General features: G+C 60.6%; 13 protein-coding genes. 9 read left to right on the top strand and 4 right to left on the bottom strand.

Features of this window, described 5'->3' with window-relative positions:
- Positions 1 to 34 precede the first annotated feature (34 nt).
- The gene (locus ACODSV_RS28595; RefSeq protein WP_024076051.1) at positions 35 to 1,687 is read right to left on the bottom strand and encodes a cyclic peptide export ABC transporter; all 1,653 of its coding nucleotides are present in this window, start codon (positions 1,685 to 1,687) and stop codon (positions 35 to 37) included.
- 201 nt (positions 1,688 to 1,888) lie between these two features.
- Here ACODSV_RS28595 and ACODSV_RS28590 point away from each other — a divergent pair, with 201 nt between their 5' ends.
- Entirely contained in the window at positions 1,889 to 2,716 is an 828-nt protein-coding gene (locus tag ACODSV_RS28590; RefSeq protein WP_069075800.1) for a formyl transferase, read from the top strand.
- Positions 2,717 to 2,846: 130 nt separating this feature from the next.
- Here the strand turns inward: ACODSV_RS28590 and pvdO are convergent, their stop codons facing one another.
- From pvdO to pvdM, 3 genes are read right to left on the bottom strand one after another with little or no spacing between them, the layout of a single operon-like run.
- Positions 2,847 to 3,719 (bottom strand): dihydropyoverdine dehydrogenase, encoded by an 873-nt coding sequence (pvdO, locus tag ACODSV_RS28585; protein ID WP_069075799.1) that lies wholly within the window; start codon positions 3,717 to 3,719, stop codon positions 2,847 to 2,849.
- Between the two features lie 32 nt (positions 3,720 to 3,751).
- Positions 3,752 to 5,023, bottom strand: coding sequence for a pyoverdine-tailoring periplasmic protein PvdN (gene pvdN, locus ACODSV_RS28580; protein WP_150056323.1), 1,272 nt, complete (start codon positions 5,021 to 5,023; stop codon positions 3,752 to 3,754).
- Between the two features lie 19 nt (positions 5,024 to 5,042).
- Complete coding sequence (gene pvdM, locus ACODSV_RS28575; protein ID WP_150056324.1) at positions 5,043 to 6,392, bottom strand: pyoverdine-tailoring dipeptidase-like protein PvdM; 1,350 nt, start codon at positions 6,390 to 6,392, stop codon at positions 5,043 to 5,045.
- Between the two features lie 142 nt (positions 6,393 to 6,534).
- On the opposite strand from pvdM, the gene pvdP reads away from it, so the two are divergent.
- The 8 genes from pvdP (at position 6,535) to tssH (ending at position 17,842) form a co-directional block, all read left to right on the top strand.
- Positions 6,535 to 8,163, top strand: coding sequence for a pyoverdine maturation tyrosinase PvdP (gene pvdP / locus ACODSV_RS28570; RefSeq protein ID WP_150095385.1), 1,629 nt, complete (start codon positions 6,535 to 6,537; stop codon positions 8,161 to 8,163).
- Positions 8,164 to 8,660: 497 nt separating this feature from the next.
- Positions 8,661 to 9,161 (top strand): type VI secretion system contractile sheath small subunit, encoded by a 501-nt coding sequence (tssB, locus tag ACODSV_RS28565; protein ID WP_150056326.1) that lies wholly within the window; start codon positions 8,661 to 8,663, stop codon positions 9,159 to 9,161.
- A gap of 31 nt (positions 9,162 to 9,192) precedes the next feature.
- A complete protein-coding gene (gene tssC, locus ACODSV_RS28560) occupies positions 9,193 to 10,731 on the top strand; it encodes a type VI secretion system contractile sheath large subunit (protein WP_150056327.1) in 1,539 nt (512 codons plus the stop codon).
- 23 nt (positions 10,732 to 10,754) lie between these two features.
- Positions 10,755 to 12,110, top strand: a complete 1,356-nt coding sequence (gene tssK, locus ACODSV_RS28555; protein ID WP_454843563.1) for a type VI secretion system baseplate subunit TssK — start codon at positions 10,755 to 10,757, stop codon at positions 12,108 to 12,110.
- Entirely contained in the window at positions 12,107 to 12,787 is a 681-nt protein-coding gene (gene tssL / locus ACODSV_RS28550) for a type VI secretion system protein TssL, short form (RefSeq protein WP_150056329.1), read from the top strand. The genes tssK and tssL overlap by 4 nt, the downstream gene beginning before the upstream one ends.
- A gap of 7 nt (positions 12,788 to 12,794) precedes the next feature.
- A complete protein-coding gene (locus ACODSV_RS28545; RefSeq protein WP_150095386.1) occupies positions 12,795 to 14,516 on the top strand; it encodes an OmpA family protein in 1,722 nt (573 codons plus the stop codon).
- Between the two features lie 22 nt (positions 14,517 to 14,538).
- Positions 14,539 to 15,030: an Hcp family type VI secretion system effector gene (locus ACODSV_RS28540; protein ID WP_150056498.1), complete on the top strand. Its 492-nt coding sequence runs from the start codon at positions 14,539 to 14,541 to the stop codon at positions 15,028 to 15,030.
- 136 nt (positions 15,031 to 15,166) lie between these two features.
- On the top strand, positions 15,167 to 17,842 hold the full coding sequence (gene tssH / locus ACODSV_RS28535) for a type VI secretion system ATPase TssH (protein WP_150056499.1): 2,676 nt from the start codon (positions 15,167 to 15,169) through the stop codon (positions 17,840 to 17,842).
- Positions 17,843 to 17,898: the final 56 nt, after the last annotated feature.

Genomic DNA, 17,898 nt, shown 5'->3' with positions numbered 1-17,898 from the left:
AGACGTTCCTAACTGGAGAAACCGGAAAAAAATTTCACGCCGGTGCCATTTCATGCACCACCTGGCCCGCGCGCAGGCGCACCAACTGGTCGGCGATATCGAAGTAACGGTCGTCGTGGCTGATCACAATGATGGTTTTGCCCAGGCGTTTGAGGTCCGGCAGCAGCTCGGTGTAGAAGATGCGTCGGAAGGCCGGGTCCTGGTCGGCGGCCCATTCGTCGAACACCAGCACGGGGCGTTCTTCGAGCCAGGCGTTGACCAGCGCCAGGCGCTTGCGCTGGCCGGTGGACAGGTCGGTGGTGCTGAATACGCCGTCCTTGACGCTGACCTTGTGCGCGATTTCCAGGCGCTCCAGGTACCGGGTGGCGCTGTCCAGCGACTGGGTGGCGCTGCCCTGGACGAGGTCATCGAACAGGTAATAGTCGGCGAACACCGTCGTGAACAATTGGCGATAGTCATCGCGCAGCGGGTCGGTGACGGTCTCGCCATTGAGGCGGATTTCCCCGGCGTGGGGCTGATACAGGCCCAGCAACAGCTTGATCAACGTGGTCTTGCCGCAACCGTTTTCACCGACGATAAACACGATATCGCCCTGCTTGATGCTCAGGTTGATCGGCCCCAGGTGGAATGGCTGGCTGCCTTCCACCGCCGGCGGGCTGTAGCTGACGCCGCGCAATTCCAGGCTGTGCACCACCGGTGTCGGCGCCTCGCTGCCATCCATCAGCAGGTGCGGTTCCGGCGACGAGAAGCGTTCGGACAGTTCGGTGATACGCGCAAAGGCAATCCGCGCCTTGCCGATAATCGGCAGGTAACCCACTACGTGCTCCAGCGGGCCTTTCATGTAGAGCAGCACCAGCACGAAACCGGTGATCACCGCGGGGTCGGGGTTGGGGTTGTAGGCCTGCATCGCCAGGGCCAGGCCGATCACCACGAAGAACAGCATCGAGCCAAAGGTCTTGGCCACGATGTAGATATTCACCGAGCGCACCTGGATATCGCTGATGCGGTCGGCGGTTTCCTGGATGCGGTGGGTGTTCATGCGAAAGCGTCGGGGGCGGTGGATACGCAGCTCCTTGGCGCCTGACGCGATCGCCGAGTAGTAGCGCTGCAACTCGTCTTCCAGGTCGCGGGCTTCGTCAAAGCCACGAATGCCCTTGTGGCCGGCAATGAACTGCACGCTGCTGCCGATGACGATGGCCACGATCATCATCAGGAACATCGGCACCGACAGGTACGCCAGGTAGCCCAGGCAACCGAGGGTGACGGTGGTGGCGATCGCCAGGGGTGTAAAGGCGAAGGAAAAGTCGCTGATGGTGTCGACGTCGTGGGTCAGCACCGGGATCAGGCGGTGGGAGCGATACTGTTCAATCTGCTCGATAGGCGCCGACAGGACTTTTTCGCCAAGGTCCTTGCGCAGCGCGGCAATGATGCGTTGACCGACATAGTTGGTGCCGATGTCCGACACGATCGAACTGGTCAGGGCCAGCAGGCACAGCGCGGCAAAGGCCAGGATCACGCCCTGGGTCATGCCGGTGGAGGCGTGCAGGGCATTATTGATAGTCGCCAGCAGCAAGGTGATGGCCAGGCCACCCGCCATGCCCAGGGCAACGGAGACCGTCACGAGGGTGCGAAAGGGCCTGAGCAATGCGAGCAAACCGCTGAAGGCGCCGCGCTTGGGGTCGGTCATAAGTACATCCCGGAGAGTGAAAAAGAGGGGGCTGGGCACACAGACCCTTACCCATGACAAACGAAGCGTCGGCGCGAGTATTTAGCTCGGTATGCCCGGCGGCGGCAGTGACGGATAAATTGCCGGGCGGCTGGCTCGTTCTTGTTCTGTAGGCGCACGCGTAACGACGCGGGGCGTGGTCCCTTCAGCGAGAGCGAAACAATGACGAAGAAGAATCTGGTGTATGTCTGGTCCCTGAGAAATGCTGCCGCCGACAAGGCCGGGCAGCCGGTGGCCTACAAGGACCATGAGCGCTACATGAAGTCGGTACTGGAGTTTCTGGTGGGGTCGCTGAACGACACGCCGCTGGGCGAGGCCTACCACCTGGTGGGCGTGGTGTATGACGATGACGAGCAGAACCCACGGGACCAGCAACTGGTCGCCGACTATGGCTTTGCCTGCACGCCTGGGCGCCCATGGCTGTACCCCGCGGACTTGCGGGTGCAGGGGCGCCTGGTCAACGACCTGCTGCTGAGCGTGCCGTCCACCTATCGCCGCCTGCCACGGGGCAGTGCCGAGCATATCGCCGGCAAGCAGGATTTCGAACGTCGCCTGTATGACACGCTGGTCGAATTGAAGGCCGACATCGTGGTGCTGGATGGTTTGCTGGTGATTCTCGATGAACTGGTGCGCCCAGGTGCACCGTTCGCGCGTCGGATCATGAATATCCACCCGGGCATTACCCGTATCGAGTCGCCGTACGAGCGCCGTGGTGCCTATGCCACCTGGAATGCGCTGTACGGAGCGCGGGGGCAAGCGGTGGTGGATTGGGCGACCAGGGCGACCACACCGTGCGAGCCGCTGTACCTGACCGGCGCCTCGTTCCACTACGTGGACAATGGCATCGATTCCGGCGAAGTGTTCCACGACGTACTCAAGACCGAGATCTCGCCGGACGACACCATCCTTGAACTGCGTTGGAACAACTTCAACAACAGCCTGTTCCCGGCGTTGCATGAAGGTTTGGAGTTGCTGGCGCTCAAAGGCTGAAGCGCCGCGATCCCCTGTAGGAGCGAGCTTGCTCGCGAAAAACGTCAACGATAACGCGTGTATTCAGGATCAGCGCGGTGCCAATGAGTTCTTCGCGAGCAAGCTCGCTCCTACAGGATAGGGGCTGGGCTTAGAGATCGCGCACGACGCGGAAGCCGATCCAATCCCCGCGGGTCTGCGGGTAGATGTTGTTGCGATTGCCCGAGCGCGAGAACACCGGCGCTTCACCCCAGTCATTGCCACGAATCTGGTACAGCTCGCACGTGGGCTCGACCCAGGCACTGCCATCGGTGGGCGCGCCGATGTAATCCGCGTGGTAACAGTCGGCCACCCGCTCATAGACGTTCCCGTGCATGTCATACATGCCAAACGCATTCGGCGGGTAGCTGCCCACCGGCGACGAATAGCTGTACCCATCCGCCGGGCCGTAGGTGTTGGCGTGCTGGGCGATGCTGTAGCCCTTGCCCTCGTCGAACGGGAAGGGGAATGGCCCGGTCGAGCCTGCGCGCGCGGCATATTCACGCTGGGACTCGCTGACCATGTGGTACTGCTGCCCGGTCTTTTTCGACAGCCAGGCCACGTAGTGTTTGATGTCGTCCATGTCCATGCACACCGCCGGTTGGCGCGGGCCCTGAGGATAGCGTGGCTTGCTGGCGATGCATTCGCGGCCGGGGCGGGTGTCGCCGTCGGCGATCTTCACCCCGGTCTGGCGCACGTAGCTGTCCCACTCGCCGGCGGTGATCTGGAAGCGGCTCATGGCGAAGGGCTTGGCGAAGGTCACGTCATGCAGTGGGCCTTCGTCCGGCTCGCGGCCGACTTCATCTGCCGGGGTGCCCATGGTGAAGGTGCCGGCCGGCAATACCACCATTTCCGGGCAGTCCTTGCAGTCCTTGAACACTTTTCCGGGTTGCGGCGTAGCTGCCTGGGCCAGGTTGGGCAGCCATGCCGTGCACAGGGCCGTCAGCGTCAAGGCGGTCAAAGGGGTGAGTCGCAATGGAGTCATGGGAGCCTCTCGTTCAAAGGGAAAAATCACCGTCACACTCGCTGGCTCAGCAGGCTTATGAAGCGTTGGATCTCATCGAGGTTATTGAGCAAGCCGGGGGCGGTGCGGATCACCGGCCCGACATCGCGGTCCACCGCATCGATCACCACGCGGTTGTTCATCATGTAATCCGCTACGGCGTCGCTGTCCTGGCCCTTGACCCGAAAAAAGGTGAAACCGGCCGACAAGCCGGGGCTGCGAGGCGTGACCAGTTCGACCTGAGGGAGGGCCAGCAGCTGAGTTTTCAGTTCGGTGTTGAGGGCATGGATGTGCGTCTGTACCTGCGCCTTGCCCAGTTGCAAATGCAGCTTGAACGCTTCGTCCGCCGCCCAGCGATGCTCGAAGGCGTGATAGCCGCCGGGCGTCATGATCGTGGCGAAGTCCTTGTCTTCGGAGAACGTGGGCACCATCGGCGTGACGTATTTATTCACCGGGTCGCGGGCGCAGACGAGCCCGGTGCCACGGGGACCGAACATCCATTTGTGGGTGCCGGCGATAAAGAAGTCGCAGTGCATATCCGGGAAGTCGAGGTTTTCCACGCCGAAACCGTGCACGCCGTCGACCACATACAGGATGCGGTCCTGATCGTCACGGTTGCGATTATGTTCTGCGACCAGTTGGCCGATTTCGCCGATGGGCAGCTTCACGCCGCTGCCGGACTGCACCCAGGTCATGCCGAGTACGCGGGTGTTGGGGCGGATCGAGTGCTGGATATTGCCCAGCACCTCGTCGATGGAGACCTGGCTGGCCTGTTCAAACAGGCGGATGCGGCGCACCTGGGTGCCTTGCTTGGCGACACGAAAATCCAGGCAGTTCTGCGTGGCGTAATGCTCGTGAACCGTGGTGAGGATCTCCTGATCGGGCCGCACCTTGATCCCGCCATAGATCATCGCCAGCCCTTCGGACGTACTGCCGGTGAGGGCGATCTGGGGCGGGCTGGCCTTCAAGTAACGGCCGGCCCACTCGCGCACCTGGCCTTCGCGTTTCCAGGCTTCTTCACGTCCCCAGTCCATCGCCAGGCCAGGGTTGCGGTCGATCTGTCGGCGGTAGCGTTCGATGGCCTCACGCACCGGCCTGGGGTGTGACGCCACCAGGAAGTTGGAGAAGTGCAGGTAGCTCGGATCCTGGTCGAACAGTTGCTTGAGGTCCGCCCATGGGCTGTCCGGCGCGCTGGCGGCCGATGCCTGGGGCAGGATGGCAGCGCCCAGCGGCAGGCTGGCGGCGATTACCCCGGCCTGTTTGAGAAACGTACGGCGGTCGGTCATGGACTTACTTCACCGGTGGTTAGCGGTTGGCCAAGGGTTTGGCGGCTTTTTGGACCTGGTCCCACACCCGCAGGAAGTTGCCTCCCCACAGCTTGGCGATATCGGCTTCGGAGTAGCCGCGCTGGATCAGTTCGGCAGTGACGTTGCGCACATCGCCGACGTTCTCCCAGCCCTGCAGGCCGCCGCCGTCGTTGAAGTCCGAGGCGATGCCGACGTGATCGATACCGATCTTGCGCACGGTGTAGTCAATGGCGTCGCCCCAATCCTTGAGCGTGGCCTTGGGTTCTTCCTCCAGGATGCCGTACAGGCCCTGGGCGTACTGGCCGAACTTCTGCTCGGGCCATGCCGCAATGATCGCGTCACCTGGCATCAGGGCCATGGCCAGGTTGGGCAATGGCGGCAGGTCGAAACGAGCGCGCAGGGCGTTGAGCTTGTCCTGGGTTGGCTGGCTCAGCGGGCGCAAATAGGCGGGGAAGCCCACCACCTGCACCACGCCGCCGCTGTTCTTGATCAGTTGCAGTTCCTTGTCGCTGAGGTTGCGCGGGATATCCACTGACGCCCGCGGCGCCGAGTGCGAGGCGACCATTGGCGTGCGGCTCAGTTGTGCCACCTGCTCCAGAGCCTGGGTCGACATCTGCGACACATCGATGATCACCCCCAAATCGTTGAGGCGCTGTACCGCTTGCTTGCCGATGTCCGACAGGCCTTCGAGGGCATCGGTGGAATCATTGAAAAACGGCAGCGGCCGCGACGAATCGGACCAGGCGTTATTGCCGATATAGCTGAAGCCAAACATGCGCATGCCGCGCGCAGCCCATAAGTCCAGCTGGTTCAGGTCATTACCCAGCGGGTAGGCATTGAGCATGCTGATAAAGATCGCGAACTTGCCCTCGCCATGCAGGCGCCGGAAGTCGTCCGGGGTGTAGGCGATGCCGACCTGATTGGGAAAGTCGCGCACCATGCCGGAGATGATCTTGTAGCGCACTTCCTGCTCGTGGCGGGCCTCTTCGACAAACCCCTCGGTGGGTTTGTGCGGTGCATTGGCGCCGTTCCAGATTTCCGGCCAGCCGAAAATCGTCAGCGCCGCGCCGGACAACCGACCCCGCGCCGCCTTGGCCAGGTCGAACTGGCCGCTGCCATCCTTGTCGGCTTCGTTGCCGGCCGTGCCGAAATCCAGCGGCACGGTGATATGGCTGTCGAACGACAGCAAGCGATCCTGCAGGTCGTTGGCCTGCTTGATCACCGCCAACGGGTAACCGGCATTGCCCCTGAACCAGTGATCCCAGGCCAGGAAGCCGGCGCCGGCACCGATGGCCAATGCCAGCGGCAGGCCGATATACAGCGCCTTTTTCGAACGTGGTTTTGTCATTGCCGTCTCAGTCAGTTGAGGCCTTTGCTATCTGGGAAGAACGAGCCATGAGCGCGCAAATTTAGGCGTCGCGGGCGGCAAGCTAAATTTCCCCCGTGAGCAAACGTTCTAGCTCTGATAAAGGCGTTTCCTAAGGTAGACAATGACCATCTCTCGACGTGGGTTCATCGCAGGCCTGGCGCTGACCGGCGCAGCCGTGCCGGCGGCCTTTTATGCCCATCGCGAGTTGACGCGCGAAGAATTTCCCATCACGCCCGGCGAAGCCACCGTAGACCTGGCCGACACTGCCGGCCAACACCTGGCGAACACGCTGCGCGGCGTGTGGAGCCTGCGCCTGGAAGGCCGCGATGCTGGCCTCAAGGGCCTGCCGTTGCAGGGGCTGGAATTGCTGCTGGATATCGCCCCACGCGGCCGTGGCCTGCGCGGCTATCTCGACACGGCTGCAAACCTGCGTGCCGACGCTGAACCGCGCTATCGCGTCCTCGGTGATTTGCTCACGGGCGAGGGCGCCGTGCTCTATTGGCGCCTGATCGACCGCGACACCGCCGACGGCACACCGGCCTATGAATTCAAGATGACCCTGGACGAAGTCTGGGCCAACTTCGCCAATGCCGGCAGCAGCACCCTCAGCGGGCACATCCTCGACCTGGACCGACCCCTCGCGCTGGTTGAACGCGACAACCGCTTCGTCGCGCACAAACAGGTGTTTCCCGAAGCCCGCGAACGCATCGGCCTCAACCCGGCCCTGCTGGCCTGGCTGGTTTCACCGGAGCACCGGCTGTTCCACCAGCTGTGGCACGCCACCCGTGACCAATGGCACAAACTCTCCGAAGAAAAACGCGACGCGCTGCGCGGCATCGGCTGGCAACCCGGCCCGCGCGGCAAGGAGCGCGACGCCCGCGGCACCCTCAAGGACCGCAACGGCTCGGGCATCGACTTCTTCTTCATGCACCGCCACATGCTCGGTACCGCGCGCTCGATGCAACACCTGCCCTCATGGGCGCAATTCCCCGAACCGCAACCGCCCCTGGAGCGCGATCGCCTGGGCTTCGTGCGTTACTTCGACAACCACGACGGCTTTGCCTTGCCCCCCACCTGGCTGGCACCGGACGACGGCGACTACACCCAATGGGTCAGCGATATCAAGGCCGCCGAGACCTACCACAGCAACTTCCAGGTGTGGGAATCCCAGTACCGCGACCCACGCTACCTGGCCAAACTGACCCTGGGCCAACTCGGCTCCGAGATGGAACTGGGGCTGCACGACTGGCTGCACATGCGCTGGGCCTCCGTGCCCCGCGACCCCTCCAACGGCGCCCCGGTACCGTTCGCCCGTGACCCCGCGGACTTTGCTGCACGCTGGTATGCGGCGGAAAACGACTTCCTTGGCGATCCGTTTTCCTCCCATGTGAACCCGGTGTTCTGGCACTTCCACGGCTGGATCGACGACCGCGTCGAAGACTGGTTTCGCGCCCATGAGCGCTTCCATCCCGGTGAGGTCAGCCGGCTTGAAGTCAACGGCGTGGCATGGTTCGCAGCGGGGCGTTGGGTCGAGGTCGGCGACCCCTGGCTGGGGCCGGACACCCATGGCTGCAGCACCACGCCGGGGCTGCAGATGGGACGCTCGATGGAGATGGACCCGGAGACCATGAAGCTGGCGTTGCGCATTACCTTCGGTGCCGAGGACGAGATGTTGAAGGGGTTGTTCAAGCGCGTGCCGAAGCGGCCCTGGTATGCGCGGCATTTGAAGGTGAAGGCGCGAGAAGCGTGATTGGGTGTCGCCAAACTTCAAGTTTTACGATGTAACGGGGCCGTGGCGGGAGGATATCCTGCCGCTGGCTGGCCGGTTTATCTATTCCTCCCTGATCGCGTTTCACTTATAAACTTAACGACTATAAGTGTAAGAGCATTCTTGTGCGTACTTGACGTTCTCAAACTTCCCATCTTGTTTTTATCAGACTCCTACGTGATTTTTTAGACGTGTCTGACAGTAAAATCGCACCGTGAAATTTAAACATTAAATATGGATTGCAAGCACTGTAATCTGGGCAATTTGTGGGAAATATCCCCAAAGTGTCGCGGAAAGCTCTCGGTCGTGATTTGGGGGATGGTAAATATTACTGGCGATACTTCATTCTAATTAGGAAGAGATCGCCACATGCCGCGTAGCGCTTTGGCTTCTCCAGAAAGGAGTCTATGTAGGTCTAGGTTCCTGTCTTACTTTTCTCTGACGGCTTAAGTGCTGTTGGCAAGACGATGGATGGAGTTATGACTTTAAGCAGTTTCCAAAACGAAGTGCCCAAAGCCAGGGTTAACATCAAACTCGATCTGCATACCGGCGGTGCGCAGAAAAAAGTCGAATTGCCTTTGAAACTGATGGTGATGGGCGACTACAGCAACGGCAAAGAGCAGCGTCCGTTGTCGGAACGAGGCAAGGTCAATATCAATAAAAACAACTTTGATAGTGTCTTGGCTGACTTCTCGCCTGGCCTGAAGCTCGCAGTCTGCAATACCTTGAGCGACGATGCGTCTGACACGCCTGTCGAGCTCAGCTTTCGGCGCATGAAGGACTTTGAACCCGAACAAGTAGCGCGGCAGATTCCGCAACTGCGTGCGCTGTTGGCCATGCGCAACCTGTTGCGCGACCTCAAATCGAACCTGCTGGATAACGTGACCTTCCGCCATGAGTTAGAGCGCATTCTGAAAGATGACGCCCTGAGTGATGAACTTCGAGCTGAGTTAGCCGCCTTGGCACCTGACGCACGTTAATTTAACTCGATTATTAAAGGGAAGTTCCGTTATGGCCGTAGAGAATTCCAGCGAGCAATCGCGCGGTACCACCGTGTTATCTGAAGAGTGCAAGGGTATTTATGGTGTGCTGTTTAACAAGATTAATCTGAATCCGGTTGCCAAGTTAGGCGGTATCGAGGTTTTTCAGAATGTTGAGGCGCTATCTGAGGTGTCGGCCGATGAGCGGGTGACAGCAGCCGTCAGTGTTTTTTTAAAGTTGCTTAAACAATCGCCGCAGAAAATTGAGCGCCTGGATAAAGTCCTGCTGGACGAACACATTGCATCACTGGATAGGCAGATCAGCAGTCAACTCGACGCCGTCATGCACCATCCAGACTTCCAGTGCGTCGAGTCGACCTGGCGCGGTGTGAAGTCGCTGATTGATCAGACGGATTTCCGTCAAAACGTGCGCATCGAACTGTTGGATATCAGCAAGGATCACCTGGTGCAGGATTTTGAGGACGCACCGGAGATCGCCCAGAGTGGCTTGTACCTGCACACTTACACTCAGGAGTACGACACCCCGGGCGGTGAGCCGATTGCGGCAGCTATCTCCAACTATGAGTTCGACCGAAGCCCTCAGGATATCGCCCTGCTGCGCAACATTTCGAAAGTCTCCGCCGCCGCACATATGCCGTTTGTGGGCGCTGTCGGCCCGACTTTCTTCGGCAAAGAGTCCATGGAGGAGGTGGCCGCGATCAAAGACATTGGCAACTACTTTGACCGTGCCGAATACATCAAGTGGAAGGCGTTCCGCGACAGTGACGATGCACGTTACATCGGTCTGACCATGCCACGTGTCCTTGGGCGCTTGCCTTATGGACCCGACACCCTTCCGGTACGCAATTTCAACTACATCGAAAGCGTCAAAGGACCGGATCACAGCAAGTACCTGTGGACCAATGCCTCGTTTGCGTTTGCGGCCAACATGGTCAAAAGCTTCATTGCCAATGGTTGGTGCGTGCAGATCCGTGGGCCGCAATCGGGGGGGGCTGTCACTGAGCTACCCATCCACTTGTACGATCTGGGCACCGGCAATCAGGTCAAGATCCCTTCCGAAGTGATGATTCCGGAAACCCGTGAGTTCGAATTCGCCAACCTCGGTTTCATTCCGCTTTCGTACTACAAGAATCGCGACTATGCGTGCTTCTTCTCGGCCAACTCCGCGCAGAAACCGGCGCTGTATGACACGGCCGATGCCACCGCCAACAGTCGAATCAACGCGCGCTTGCCTTACATCTTTCTGCTCTCACGCATCGCCCATTATCTGAAGCTGATCCAGCGCGAAAACATCGGCACCACCAAGGACCGTCGTTTGCTGGAACTTGAGCTGAACAAATGGATTGGCGGGCTAGTCACCGAGATGACTGACCCTGGCGATGACTTACAGGCCTCGCACCCGTTGCGCGATGCCAAGGTGACGGTAGAAGACATTGAGGACAATCCGGGTTTCTTCCGCGTCAAGTTGTACGCCGTGCCGCACTTCCAGGTCGAGGGCATGGACGTGAACCTGTCGCTGGTTTCGCAGATGCCCAAGGCCAAAGCCTGATTCAATCGTAGGGAAACGATGCCATGAAGATCGATCGCCCTTTATGGGCCGCCGGAGCATTGCTGTCGCCACAGCAATTTCAGCAGCAGGCGCGCTATGAGGCGTGGGCCAACGACCAGCTCGCGCTATTGACCTGGGTACACCCTTGGGGTGTCCAGGCTGCGGAGTTTGACCTGGATGCCTTGCGACTGGGCAAGCTCAAGGCCACTCAATTGTGTGTGCGAATGCCCGATGGTACATGGGTCGACACCGAACACATGGATCGGCTTCCTCCAGCCTTGGAGCTGGCGCGGCTGCTGACCGATGATGTTCAGCAAGTGACCTTGCAGTTGGCCCTGCCGCTGGAACAGGCCAACGGCAACAATTGCTTGTTTGAAGGCGGCAGCGTCGATCGGCCAACCCGCTATCGTCAGGACTGGCGCCAGGTACAGGATCTTTATGCAGACGAGGCGCAGTCGGTTGGCGTGCTGGAACATGCGCTGAGCCTGCGCCTGCACAGTGACGATAACGCAGATTACATAACGTGTCCGGTCGCACGTCTGGTGCGAGATGGGAAGGGTGCCTGGAGCCTTGATCCCGACTACGTGCCGCCATTGCTCAGCTTCGCCGCGCACCCTGGGCTGTTGAATCAACTGGACAACCTGTTGACGCAATTAGCCGCCAAGCGGCAACGGCTGATGGGGATGCGACGGGAAAGCAATCAGCGCATGGCCGACTTTGCCGTGGCCGATGTCTCGCTGTTCTGGCTGCTTAACGCCTTGAACACCTATCAGCCGGTACTGGCGGATCTTCGGGCGTTTCCCGCACGGCATCCCGAGCATGTCTATCAAGCGCTGATCAAGCTGGCCGGCGGCCTGCTGACATTTTCATTGGAACACGACATCGACGAAATTCCAGTTTATCGGCACGCGCATTTGGAGACGGTGTTCCCGCCGCTGATGCACAGCATTGCCCTTTTGCTGGAGGCCAGTCTGCCGTCGCGGGTCATTGCTTTGCTGCTGCAGGAGCAGGGGGCCAATCGTTGGCAGGTTACGTTGAATGACCCTCGCCTGCGTGAACGTCATGGTGCCGACTTCTATCTGTCGGTGCGTTGCCGGCTACCGGCGGCGCAGTTGCAGGACCAGTTCCCGCGCTTGTGCAAGGTCGGTACGCCCGACGCTGTCAACCACCTGGTCAATGCGGCACTCGATGGGGTGCCTTTGCAGTCGCTTAGCCATGTGCCGGCGGCGATTCCATTGCGTCTTGAAAATCAATACTTCGCGCTTGACCTCGAGCATTCCAACGGGCGGGCAATGCTGGACGAAGGCGTGTGCGCTTTCTACGTTCCAAGCACGTTGGCCGACGTCAAGCTCGAACTGTTTGCGGTGCTGCGCTCATGAAATTGACGTCTTCCCAAGAACAAAACGCGGTAGCGGTGGATATCGATGCACTGTTACAGGACACCTATCTGTTGGTGGTTGAGTTGCGCCAGGGCGCCTCTGTACAGAACAGCCGGGAGCTGGAGCAGCTTTGCACCGGGCAGGTGGAACAGGTGCGCCAACAGCTCAAGCTGGCGGGCTTGGATCAACGCAGCATAGATCACATCAGCCACGCGCAATGTGCGTTGCTCGACGAGACTGTGCTGACCTTTGCCAGTGATGACGCGCGGGCGTCCTGGGCCCGCGAACCGTTGCAGGCCAAGTTTTTCAACCGTCATCAGGCGGGTGAGTTTCTGTATGAAGACATCCGCGAAGTGCTGCGCGGGGCCTCGCCTGATCGGCATGTGCTGACGGCATTTCAACGGATATTGATGTTGGGCTTTCGCGGGCGCTACCGCGATCTGGGCGATCCTGAACGTGAGCAATTACTGGTCGCCCTTGGCGCGCGGATAACCCCACTCAAGATCAGTCATGGCCTCGTTACGCAGGCGGGCGGCGAGCGAGTTGCGGGCCTGTCGTGGCTGCGCTCACCGCTGATCCATGTTCTGGCGATGGGCCTGTTGCTCGCGGCTACAGGGTGGGGATTGGATCACCTGTTGAGCGACGCAATTGCCTCGCTCATGCCTGATCAGGGGTAAGGGGTAGATGACCTTCAACCTGCATCGAATCCTTTACCTGTGGGCGGGCATACTCGTCCTCGGTTTGCTGATCATCATTCCGCTCACGTTGTGGGTGCGTGCCCTCGGGATGTTGGTCGTGGTGTGTTGTGTTGCATGGGCCTGGGTGGTGCTGAGTCGCCGAGCCGAGTGCCTGCTTGGGTCGGTCAGGTTGGCCGATAACATGGCGTTGCCTGCGATGTCGTTTCGTCACCCGGTGGTGCTGGTCTGCGGAAACAGCCTGGAAGGCCTGTTCGGTGAGATTCCGGCCGAGCAATTGGCCCTGCGTGTGACGGCGTCGGGTTGCTATGTGCGTGTACCGACCGTGGAGCAGCTGCCGACCGTCACCGAGGGGCTCTTGGCACTGCGGCCGGGTTGGGCCGGGCAACTGGGCGTGATGTTCATCGTGAACCCAGGCGCACACAGCGACGGTGCAGTACTCGCGGGTCAGGTGCGCGCCTTCAGCCATCAGCTTGCCGTGGCTCGCAAGCACGGTATTGCACTGCCACTGCTACTGGTGAGTTACCTGCAAACCTTGCAGGGCGACGAACCATGGTTCTGTTGGGGCAACGGCCACGCCGAGGCTCGTGTGCGTGACGCGGGTGCATGTGTCAGCTTGGATGAATGGCAGCGGCAGACCGCTGACTTGTCGCTACAGGCTGCGCGGATGCAGGCGAGCATACAGCTGAGCAGTGTTGTGGCCTGGTTGCATGAAGCGGTGCTGCCGCACCTGGTCATTCGTAACACGCGCAATCCCTTGGCAACGACCTGTGCAATCAAGCGGGTGGCGTCGCTGCCACAGGCGGTCTTGGGGAACGTGTGGCAGCAATGGTTACGCAGCAAAGTGGCGTTGGTTGCTAACGGTCAGGTAGCGTCGGATGCGTTGCTGCCATTCCCTGACCCTTTGCTCAACCTGCTTGCACTCGGCCCTCAGCGTACCCCACTCCAACGCGCAGGCGTCGTTGCGCTGTGGTTGTTCACCGTCGCAGGCGTCATCGCTCTGGCCAGTTCGGCGTGGCAGAACACCCTGCTGGCGCGCCAGGTCAGTGACGACCTGCGGCGCTATTCGGCTATCCCCCAGCCGACCCAGCGTAATCAACGTGAATTTCTTTGGCGTGAAAACGCCGTGACCGTGCTCCGTCAGCACGCCCAGCATCTGGACGCTAACTACCGACACGGCGCGCCCTTGGCATTTGGCTTGGGCCTGTATCGCGGCGAACGCCTGCGGGCTCCGCTCCATGCCGTGCTGGCCGCTCACAGTGAGCCGCCACCGAAAGCCACGCCCGAGCCGGTCGCCAGCGCAGTACGGCTCGATAGCCTGTCGCTGTTCGCGCCCGGCAGTGCCCAGCTCAAACCCGGTTCGACCCAAATCCTGATTAAAGCGCTGGTCGACATCAAGGCACAGCCAGGCTGGCTGATCGTTATCGCGGGGCATACCGATGCCACCGGAGATAGCGAAAAAAACCTGCGACTCTCCCACGCGCGTGCGGCAGCCGTGCATGCCTGGATGCAGCACATGGGAGGCATTCCCGCCAGCTGCTTTGCGGTGCAGGGCTTCGGCGCCACTCATCCGATTGCGAGTAATGACACCGAGGCCGGGCGTGCCGCCAATCGCCGCGTCGATATCCGTCTGGTACCGGAGGCGGGGGCCTGCGAGCTCGCCACCCCAGGGCCGGACAGACAACCCCCTGTCGCATCCCGCGACGTTTAAATTCCGAGAAAAGGAGCTTCACATGGCAATTCCCGTTTACCTCTGGCTACAGGACGATGGTGGTGCCGAAATTAAAGGTTCGGTGAATGTCGATAAGCGTGTGGGCAGTATCGAGGTGGTCGCCCAGGACCACAGTTTGTACATCCCCACCGACAACAACACCGGAAAGCTGACCGGTGCGCGGGTACACACCCCGTTTCTGTTTTCCAAGGAAATCGATGCGTCCAGCCCTTACCTATACAAGGCGGTGACCACTGGGCAAACCCTCAAGAGTGCCGAGTTCAAGTGGTACCGCATCGACGATGCCGGGCAAGAAGTCGAGTACTTCGTCACCAAGCTGGAAAACGTCAAGGTAGTGAAGGTTGCGCCGAAAATGCACGACGTCAAAGACCCGAGCAAAGAGAAGCACAACCACCTCGAACAGATTGAGTTGCGCTACGAGAAGGTCACCTGGACCTACAAGGACGGCAACATCATCCACTCCGACTCCTGGAATGAACGCCAAAGCGCTTGATACGCATGGAGCAGCAGGTGGGATTTCGCCTGCTGGCTCCCGGTGTGTCGGGTTGAGCGTCCGTTCGCGGGCGTTCAGCCAATCACATCGAGTTGAAAACCCAATCACCTGGCACTCCAAACAAGGACGCAACCGTATGGCACCGAATTCCACCCGCTTGCTTCGCCGTCTCAATCCCTACTGCGCCCAGGCATTAAGTGCAGCGGCTTCGCTGTGCCAGAGCCGTGCACATGCGCAGATCACCATTGAGCACTGGCTGCTCAAGTTGTTGGGGCAGGGGGACGGTGACCTGACCGTGATCGCCCGTCGTTACGAGTGGAATCTGGAGACGCTGTGGTACGGGTTGCTGGAGCACATCGATCAGTTGCCACGCAGTGTGCAAAGCAAGCCGCAGTTGTCGGAGCCGTTGCAGCAACTGATCAAAAATGCCTGGGTGCTTGCCTCGCTGGACGACAACAACGACAGCCTGCGCTCGGTACATCTGCTGAGTGCGTTGATGGAAACACCTGGCCTGCTGGCGTGTGAAGCCGCGTGGCCGTTGCTCAGTCTCAGTCAGATCCAGTTGCAGCGTCTCGCGGCACTGTTGGATCAAACGTCCGAGGAGCGTCCAGGGCTGCAAGCGTCTGCCCCATCGGGCAACACCGCTGCGCCTTCCAGTGAACTCGCCATGTTCCCGCCCCGAGTCAGCCAGGATGATGCGTTGCAGGCCGTGTTGGACAGATTCACCCATGACCTCACCGCCCAGGCGGCGCAAGGGAAGATCGACCCGGTATTTGGCCGCGACGACGAAATCCGTCAGGTCATCGACATCCTCAGCCGCCGGCGCAAGAACAATCCGATGCTGGTGGGCGAACCTGGGGTCGGCAAAACGGCACTGGTTGAAGGCCTGGCCTTGAGCATTGCCCAAGGCAAGGTGCCGGACAGCCTCAAATCGGTTTGTGTGCGCACCCTGGACCTGGGCTTGTTACAAGCCGGGGCAGGGGTCAAGGGCGAATTCGAACAACGCCTGAAAAACGTGATCGACGCCGTGCAGCAGTCTGAAAAGCCGGTACTGTTGTTTATCGATGAAGCCCATACCCTGATCGGTGCCGGCAACCAGGCGGGGGGCGCCGATGCGGCCAACCTGCTCAAGCCGGCCCTGGCCCGTGGTGAATTGCGCACCATCGGCGCGACCACCTGGAGCGAATACAAACAGTATTTCGAGCGCGATGCGGCCTTGGAACGGCGCTTCCAAAGGGTCAAGGTGGATGAGCCGGATGACGCTAATGCGTGCCTGATGCTGCGAGGCCTCCAGGCGCGCTACGCCATCCATCACGGCGTGCATATTCAGGATGCGGCGGTGCAGGCTGCGGTCAGCCTGTCGCGACGCTACCTGACCGGCCGGCAACTGCCCGACAAAGCAGTCGACCTGCTGGACACCGCCAGTGCCCGTGTGCGTATGAGCCTGGACTGTGAGCCGCAGGTACTGACCCGCCTGAGCGCCCGGCAAGTGGCCCTGGAGCTGGAGGGCCAAGCGCTGGAACAGGATCAGCGACTGGGCGGCCGGGAGGCCGATGAGCGCCTGAAGGTGATAGCTGCCCAACACGCCGACTTGCAACGCCAGTACCTCGTTCTGGAACAGCAATACCGACAGGAACTTGACCTCACTCAACAACTGATTGATGCGCGTCAGGCGCAGCCACCGCAGCGCGAGACCTGTGCGCAACTGCAGCGGCAGTTGCGCGACATCCAAGGCAACCAACCGCTGCTGTCGCTGGATGTCGACGCGCGCAGCGTGGCGGAAGTGATCGCCGACTGGACCGGTGTGCCGCTGGGCAGTCTGCTCAAGGACGAGCAGGCCAACCTGTTGATACTGGAGCGGCAATTGGCAGAGCGTGTTATCGGCCAAGAGTCGGCGCTCAATGCCATGGCGCAACGCCTGCGTGCGGCCAAAACCGGGCTCACCGATGACAAGGCGCCACTGGGTGTGTTCCTGCTGGTTGGTACCAGTGGCGTAGGCAAGACCGAAACAGCCCTGGCCCTGGCCAACAGCCTGTTCGGTGGCGAAAAATCGCTGATCACCCTCAACTTTTCCGAGTACCAGGAAGCCCACACCGTCAGCCAGCTCAAAGGCTCGCCACCCGGCTACGTCGGCTACGGCCAAGGCGGTGTTTTAACTGAAGCGGTGCGGCAACGGCCCTACAGCGTCGTGCTGCTCGACGAAGTGGAAAAGGCTCATCACGACGTGCTCAATCTGTTTTATCAGGTCTTTGATCGCGGCTTTATGCGCGACGGTGAAGGCCGCGAGATCGATTTTCGCAACACCGTGATTCTCATGACCTCCAACCTCGGCAGCGACCAACTGCACAGCTGTTTGCAGGAGCAACCGGACGCACCGGACAGCGTGCTGCACGAACACCTGCGGCCGATCCTGCGCGACCACTTCCAGCCGGCGCTCCTGGCCCGTTTTCAGACCCTCATCTATCGCCCGCTGCAAGCCGATGCACTCAAGCGCATCGTCGCGATCAAGCTGGCCCAGGTCGCCAAACGCCTGCAACGCCACTACGGCCTGGGTTGCCAGATCGACGACGCCCTCAAGGACGCATTGGTTGCTGCCTGCCTGCTGCCTGATTCGGGCGCACGCAACATCGACAGCCTGCTCAACGAACAGATCCTGCCTGTACTCAGCCAACAACTGTTGGAGCGTCGAGCAGCCCAGCAACGCACCCAGGGTGTGCGCCTCGGTTACAGCGCCGATGACGGTATCAGCCTGCACTTCGACGATGTTCCAGACACGGCCCAGTCCGTCGCCTGGGAGGTGCGAACATGCTGACTTTCTTCGACCACAGCCGACACACCCTGAGCGTTCACAACGTCAACGCCCACCTT

The sequence above is a fragment of the Pseudomonas sp. FG86 genome (assembly GCF_057808775.1).
Note: the sequence above shows the minus strand (reverse complement) of the source record. Positions and strands in the feature narration are given on the sequence as shown.